Source organism: Kitasatospora sp. NPDC056783 (assembly GCF_042789895.1).
Classification (GTDB): Bacteria; Actinomycetota; Actinomycetes; order Streptomycetales; family Streptomycetaceae; genus Kitasatospora.
Genome location: NZ_JBHUAF010000459.1, coordinates 1 through 6,229, shown reverse-complemented (window position 1 = coordinate 6,229; position 6,229 = coordinate 1). Strand labels below are relative to the sequence as shown.

Annotated in this window: 8 protein-coding genes and 1 pseudogene; 4 read left to right on the top strand and 5 right to left on the bottom strand. The window is 70.9% G+C overall.

Annotation, left to right across the window (positions count from 1 at the left end; genetic code table 11):
• Positions 1-79: 79 nt before the first annotated feature.
• Together ACFRMQ_RS36770 and ACFRMQ_RS36765 are read right to left on the bottom strand one after the other, a co-directional pair.
• Positions 80-574, bottom strand: coding sequence for a hypothetical protein (locus ACFRMQ_RS36770; protein WP_380735190.1), 495 nt, complete (start codon positions 572-574; stop codon positions 80-82).
• Between the two features lie 13 nt (positions 575-587).
• A complete protein-coding gene (locus tag ACFRMQ_RS36765; protein ID WP_380735189.1) occupies positions 588-1,106 on the bottom strand; it encodes a DUF6879 family protein in 519 nt (172 codons plus the stop codon).
• Positions 1,107-1,543: 437 nt separating this feature from the next.
• Between ACFRMQ_RS36765 and ACFRMQ_RS36760 the strand changes: the two genes are divergently transcribed.
• Together ACFRMQ_RS36760 and ACFRMQ_RS36755 are read left to right on the top strand one after the other, a co-directional pair.
• Positions 1,544-2,155, top strand: a complete 612-nt coding sequence (locus ACFRMQ_RS36760; RefSeq protein ID WP_380735188.1) for a TlpA family protein disulfide reductase — start codon at positions 1,544-1,546, stop codon at positions 2,153-2,155.
• Between the two features lie 412 nt (positions 2,156-2,567).
• Positions 2,568-2,990 (top strand): annotated as a pseudogene (locus ACFRMQ_RS36755) (DUF4279 domain-containing protein).
• Positions 2,991-3,141: 151 nt separating this feature from the next.
• On the opposite strand, the gene ACFRMQ_RS36750 reads toward ACFRMQ_RS36755, so the two are convergent.
• Together ACFRMQ_RS36750 and ACFRMQ_RS36745 are read right to left on the bottom strand one after the other, a co-directional pair.
• Positions 3,142-3,396 (bottom strand): hypothetical protein, encoded by a 255-nt coding sequence (locus ACFRMQ_RS36750; RefSeq protein WP_380735186.1) that lies wholly within the window; start codon positions 3,394-3,396, stop codon positions 3,142-3,144.
• A complete protein-coding gene (locus tag ACFRMQ_RS36745) occupies positions 3,393-3,761 on the bottom strand; it encodes an ATP-binding protein (RefSeq protein ID WP_380735185.1) in 369 nt (122 codons plus the stop codon). The genes ACFRMQ_RS36750 and ACFRMQ_RS36745 overlap by 4 nt, the downstream gene beginning before the upstream one ends.
• Before the next feature lie 238 nt (positions 3,762-3,999).
• On the opposite strand from ACFRMQ_RS36745, the gene ACFRMQ_RS36740 reads away from it, so the two are divergent.
• A complete protein-coding gene (locus ACFRMQ_RS36740) occupies positions 4,000-4,863 on the top strand; it encodes a helix-turn-helix domain-containing protein (protein ID WP_380735184.1) in 864 nt (287 codons plus the stop codon).
• A complete protein-coding gene (locus ACFRMQ_RS36735; RefSeq protein ID WP_380735183.1) occupies positions 4,856-5,053 on the top strand; it encodes a DUF397 domain-containing protein in 198 nt (65 codons plus the stop codon). The genes ACFRMQ_RS36740 and ACFRMQ_RS36735 overlap by 8 nt, the downstream gene beginning before the upstream one ends.
• On the opposite strand, the gene ACFRMQ_RS36730 is transcribed toward ACFRMQ_RS36735, so the two are convergent.
• Positions 5,035-6,009 carry a helix-turn-helix domain-containing protein gene (locus tag ACFRMQ_RS36730; protein WP_380735182.1) on the bottom strand — a complete coding sequence of 325 codons (975 nt, stop codon included), beginning with the start codon at positions 6,007-6,009 and terminating at the stop codon, positions 5,035-5,037. The genes ACFRMQ_RS36735 and ACFRMQ_RS36730 overlap by 19 nt on opposite strands.
• Positions 6,010-6,229: the final 220 nt, after the last annotated feature.

Here is a 6,229-nt window from a genome sequence, read left to right as displayed (position 1 = left end):
GGACGGCGCCGCGCCCGAGTCCCCGCGCGGCCGGCGCGGGCGCGATGGCGCCGGTGGGCCCGGCCGGGTACGGCCCCGGTCAGATGGGCAGGTCCCAGCCCGGTCCGTCCTCGGTGCCGAGCCACACACGCTGCCCGGCCGCCGACACGGTGATCCCGAAGGCGTCCTGGGGCGGCGCACCGGCCGCCTGCCAGCGCTGGAGCGCGGGCTCGACCCGGTCCCACAGGCGCACGGGCCCGCGCTGGGCCACCGTCCAGCCGCCGCCGGGGGCGGGTGCCGTCCGGGCCTGCGATCCGCTGGCCGGGTCCCAGAGGATCTGCCGCTCCCCCACACCCGTGCGGACGGCCGCGGGCGCGGCGAGTTGGGCCACCCACCCGCCGGTCCGGTCGTCGAGCGCCGCCGGGTCCATGTGGGTCGCACGCTCCTCGCCGGGCAGCAGGTCCAGCGCCGGCAGGGGCGGCCGGTCGTGCGGGCGGGCGATCATGAAACTGGCCTGGTCGGCCAGGAACCGGCCGGTGGCCTCGCCGGGGCCGGTCACGTCGAGCAGGACACTTGGGGATGCCGAGACGGCCATGGGCGGGAACCGATCAGGCGGGACGGTACTCCGCGTGTGGCGTCGCCCGCTCCCAGGCGGCCTCGTAGGCCGCCAGGTACCGCTTGGCCAGCTCGGGATCGGTCCGGACCTCCATGCCGGCCCCGGCCCACTGCCCGTCCCCGGTGAAGTGGTGCAGGATCACCACCTCGCCGTCCATCACCCAGCCGTCCAGGCCGGGCAGGAGCAGGTCACCGGCGCGGGAGCGCGGCAACCACCTCACGTCCTCTCCCGCCACGACGTTCGGGAACGTCACGTCGTACTCGTACCGGATGTAGTCGGTCACCGGCTCGGAGACCACACGCAGACGTCGCATGACGACCCCTCGACCGGTCGCCTCGGCCACCACGTCGAGCCACGACCGCCACCACGACTCGCGGTCCATCGGATCAAGCCGCTTGCCCTGCTGCCAGGCGATGAACTCGGGGTCGTCCAGCATGTAGCCGTCCCGCATCTCCAGATGGACCGCCGAGCGCCGCGCTTTCGCGAGCTGCTCACGAACCGCTGTTGCCACCGTCGTTGACCTCACTGTCCGGCCGGGGGAACCAGAGTGGATTCCACACAGTTTCATGGCCTTGACCTCGATCGGTGAAGGGGGCGTCGAGGGCATGAAGGAGTATCCAGCAGCCCCCGGCGCGCGGGGCGGCGGGGGCCGTCCCGATCGGGAATCGCACGGGAACTCGTGCTCCGCGCCGAGGAGGAGGACGAGGAGGTTGAGGGGGGTCGGGGCCGGCGCCGGGTTGAAGCGGACCAGGACACGGCCGTCGATGGTCCTGTCGGTGTCGGCGGATGGGAAGACCATGCCGAACTTCCGTCCGTGCTCCAGGACTTCGGCGAGCATGCCGCGAATGTGGTCGCCGGTGCGGTGCCGGATCCGGGGGGCGAGCCCGGCGCGCAGCGGCACCAACCCCGGTCCCCGCTCCGCCCGTGCTCCGTGCGAAGCTCTTGCCCATGTCTGGTACGAAGCGCGCCCACGCCTTGACAGCCGCAGTCGCCGGCGCCGCCGCACTCGCGCTCGCCCTCGCCGCTTGTTCATCGTCCACGTCGTCCTCCGGTGGCGTCCAGGGCGGCTTCGCCCAAGCCACGACGCACAACGGCATCGCCGCCATCGCTGCCGGCCACCGTCCCGACGCGCCGGACGTCACCGGCACCACTCTGGATGGCCGGCCCGTCCAACTGGCCGACTACCGGGGCAAGGTGGTGGTCCTGAACCTCTGGGGCTCCTGGTGCGACCCCTGCCGCCGCGAGGCCAAGGGCCTGGAGGAAATCTGGACGAAGTACCAGGGCCAAGGCGTCCAGTTCCTCGGCATCAACACCCGCGACGCCGACGCCGCCAACGCCATCGCGTTCGAGCGGGAGAAGGGCGTCACCTTCCCCAGCATCTTCGATCCCGCCGGCACCCAGCTCCTCAAGTTCCCCAAGGGGACCCTCAATCCCCAGTTCATCCCCACGACGATCGTGGTCGACCGCGACGGCAAGCTCGCAGCCCGCGCGTTCGGCGGCCAGAGCCAGGACGCCGTCGAGTCGATGCTGACTCCCGTCCTCGCCGAACCGAGCGGCTGAACGCCTCCCGGCGCCGTCACGGCCGCGCGGACAGGACCGGACCGGCCCGGCCCCGCGAGAAGTCGGACCGGCCGACTTCTCGTGCTTCCCCGGTGGCAGCGGCGGTAGTCCCTCGATGAGGGTCACCGTGGAAGAAGTCGAGGTCATCGTCACCGTTTCATGGGCCTTGATCCAGTGCGTGAAGGGCCGCCAAGGGCGGGCCCGAAGGGGCAACACAGTGGCCCCGGAGCACGGTGGCGAGGCTGGAAGGTCTGGCATCCTCGTCCGCGCGAAGAACTGTGACCACGCAGTGATGGCCGAGGCGAGGAGGCCGGGCTGCCGGGATCCGGAGGCCCCCGGATAATCCCGCTCAGGGCGATGCGCGCGCCGCTACCCTCGCCGGACGCCTCTCCACCAGTACGCGTACTTCGCGTTGTTCAGTCAGCACGTCTCCGCCGACGAGATGACCTCGCGGCTGGGCGTCACTCCTGACGAGGTGTCCGTCCGTGGCAGCCGCGTCACCGATCCGAGGGTGATTCCCGCCGACCACAGCTGGAAGGTCGTCTGCCGGGCTCCCGGCCTGCGAGTGGACGAGCAGATCGCCCGCATCGTCGACAGGCTCCGGCCCCACACGGCCCGCATAGCGGAGCTCGCGGGCCGGTTGGCCGCCGACGGCACCGGCGGGGCGGTCCTGGAGGTCGTGCGCTACTTCAACGACAAGGACGGATCGTCCGGGCGGCGGCCGGACGGTGTCAACGCCCCCAACCTCTTCGGCTGACATCTGGACCGCGATGTCCTGGACTTCCTCACCGCAGTCGGGGCTCCGCTCGACGTGGACGAATACGACATGTCCTGAGGAGTAGCGCCGCAGCCCCCGGCGCGCGGGGCGGCGGGGGCGGCGGGTCAGGGGTCCTCGTCGGGCGGCGGGGCCGTGCGGAGGAGGGTGACCACGCCCAGGGCGAGGGTGGAGAGCGCCAGGGTGAGGAGGACGGCGAGGGCTGTCCCGATCAGGAGTCGCACGGGGAGTCGCGTTCGGCGTCGAGGAGGAGGACGAGGAGGTTGAGGAGAGTCGACGCGGGAGCGGTGTTGAAGCGGACGAGGACGCGGCCGTCGATGGTCTGGTCGGTGTCGGCGGAGGGGAAGATCAGGCCGAACTTCCTTCCACGCTCCTGGACTTCGGCGAGGAGGCTGCGGATGTGACCGTCGGTGTAGTGCCGGATCCGGGGGTCGGTCGGCAGCATCGGGAAGGGGCTGCTGGTCATCGGTGGGCCGCTCCGTCCAGCTCGAACCAGACGGATTTGGCGCGCTCGTGGGGGTCGACGCCCCAGCGGTGGGTGAGGCCGGCGACGAGTTGGAGGCCCCGGCCGGACTCGGCGAGGAGGGACAGCGGTGGGGTGGAGGGGAGGACCGGGCTCTCGTCGGTGACGGAGACCCGGAGGTTGCCGTTGTCGGAGATGATCCCGACCAGGGGCGCCGGGGTGTCCGCGTGGCGCCAGGCGTTGACGAGCAGCTCGACGAGGGCGAGCTGCGCGTCGGAGATGACGGCGGGCGGCCAGCCGATGCGGGTCATGGTGGCGTGGAGGGTGTGACGCGCGATGGCGAGGGTGGGGGTGTTGATGTGACGCATGGGAGTTCTCCCGAGGCGTGAGGTGGGGAGGAACCGGCGGAACACGTGTCGCCGTGAGCCAGGCCGTGGAGAAGGCACGGCTGCTCTGCGGCGCCTGCTGCGACAGGCGTTACTGACGATCCGTCGGACCGAAGTGAGACCGACCCTAGCGCAGCCCGGCTCAATTTTGAGCCGGATGCGACGGGGTTCCCTCGAACGTGGCATCCCCACCCTCCCGACCTGCGGCAGACTGGTCATCATGGCGCTACGACCGAACCCAACCCTTCGCCAGCGGCGGATCGGGACCGAACTGCGGAGGATGCGGGAGCAGGCCGGCCTCGGCGGCAGCCAGCTGGCACGCGAACTCGGCATCCAGCCCGCTCAGATCACGCAGATGGAGAGCGGGAAGGGCGGCATCAGCGTCGAGAGGCTGCGAACCATCGCCGCTGCCTGCATGTGCGGCAACCAGCCCCTGATCGACGCGCTGGCCGCCATGGTCTCGGAGCGCGGGAAGGGCTGGTGGGAGGAGTACCGGGGGATCCTCTCCACCGATTTCCTGGAGATCGCCGAGCTTGAGGCGAACGCACACAGCATCTCGACCTGGGCCACGACTTACATTCCCGGCCTGCAACAGACCGAGGCCTACGCAGCAGCGGTTTTCTCGCGTTTCGCCCCCTTCATCCCCAGCCACGACCTCGATGCCAGGACCGCCTTCCGCATGCAGCGAAAGACGGCAGCACGCCAAGGCGGATTCCCCTACTTCTCGTTCATCCATGAAGCGGCACTGCGGATGCAGTTCGGAGGAGCCCGGGTCCTCGCCGACCAACTCGACCACCTCATCGAGGACTCGTTGGCCGGCCGAGTCTCAGTACGCGCAGTCCCCTTCGACCTCGACACCTTCCCAGGCTGTGGCGAGAACATCATGTTCGTCGAAGGCCCCGTGCCCGAACTCGCCACGCTCCAGATGGATACTGTGGCCGGATGCATGTTCTTCGACGCCCAACCAGGTCTGATCCGCCACCGGAGCGTCTTCGAGCACCTGAACTCCACCGCCCTCTCCGAGATCGAGTCGCGCGAGTTCATTCGATCCATCAGGGATGAAATGCGAGGTAAGTATGCGTGACTCCAAGTGGCAGAAGTCCAGCTACAGCGGGGCTTCGAGCGAATGTGTGGAGGTCCGCACAGTAAGCGACACGGTCGAACTCCGGGAGTCCGACGAGGGCCACCTCGTCCTCCGCACCACCCCCGCCGCCCTCGCCGATCTCCTCCACGCCCTCAAAACCGGCGAGTTCGACTACCCTCCCGTCCGCTGATACAGCACCTCCCGCGACCGCCGGGCCCGGCTCACGAGCCCGGCCCGGTGCAGGATCTGCAGGTGGTACGACACCGTCGCCGGGCTCAAGTACAACCTCCTCGCGACCTCCGTCGTGGTCCTCGGCTGCCCCAGCTCCGCCAGCAGCTTCTGCCGCGTCGCGCCGATCAGCGCGTGCTCCCGCTCCGGCGGCACGCAATCCACCTGCGCGGCCGGGTAGACGATCAACGGTGTACGCGGCGCCGGCACGCCCGGTGGCTCCCCCGCGCAGAACAGCGCCCAGTCGACGAACACGCTCGGCGTCAGGATCACCCCGTCCGCCTCCAGCGTCAGCTGGTGGATGCTCTCCGCACGGAAGTGCACGACCAACTCCCCGTCCCGCCACTCCAGGTTCGGGGCCAGCCCGTTCAGCGTCTCCCCGAGCCCGCACCGCACGATCTCCGAGGCCCGCGCCGCGACATCGGCCTCCAGCCGGGCCCGGATGGCCGGCCACGACGGTTCCAGCGCCGCGTGCCAGAACCGCGACATCTCGTCGGCCAGCCGGTGCGCGAAGCGCTCCTCCCCGCGATCCAGGGCCCGCAGGAGCCGCGTCGGCGCCGGACGGCCCGAACCGGCGTCCCACGCATGGCCGTTGACGGCCCCCTCCAGCTCGTAGCGGATCCGCTCGCGCGGGGTCGTCGCGATCTGGTGCAGCGCCGTGTCGATGTCCGTCAGGAACGCCGGTGGCTCCGGCCGGATGAAGTCCGGCGCGTAGCCGAGCGGCCCTCCCCCGCCGACCACCGCCAGCAGCCCGAGCCGGTGCCGGGTGAGCGCCTCCGTCGCCCTCGCCCGCCACGCCGGGGTCAGGGTGCCCGGACTGTCACCGACCAAGCGCAGCAGGTCCTTGGCGGAGCCCACCGGCGAGACCGCGAACCTGACGCCTCCCAGCCCTCGGGACCCCAGCCGGATCCGGATCACGAACACCCCTCCTCCGCAGGCCGATTCGAAAGAAATCGAATCATTCGACCGGCCGACCGGCGTGGCGTTTCCTGGATTCACCGCATCGACCAAGCCCCCGGGGAGGGCCGGCCCGGGCCACGGGGGTGCCCGGGGCGGCGGCCGGTGCGGCGACGGACGGCCGGGGAAGGCCGGTGGCCCCGTACCGCCGACGGGCGGTACGGGGCCGAGGGTCCGGCAG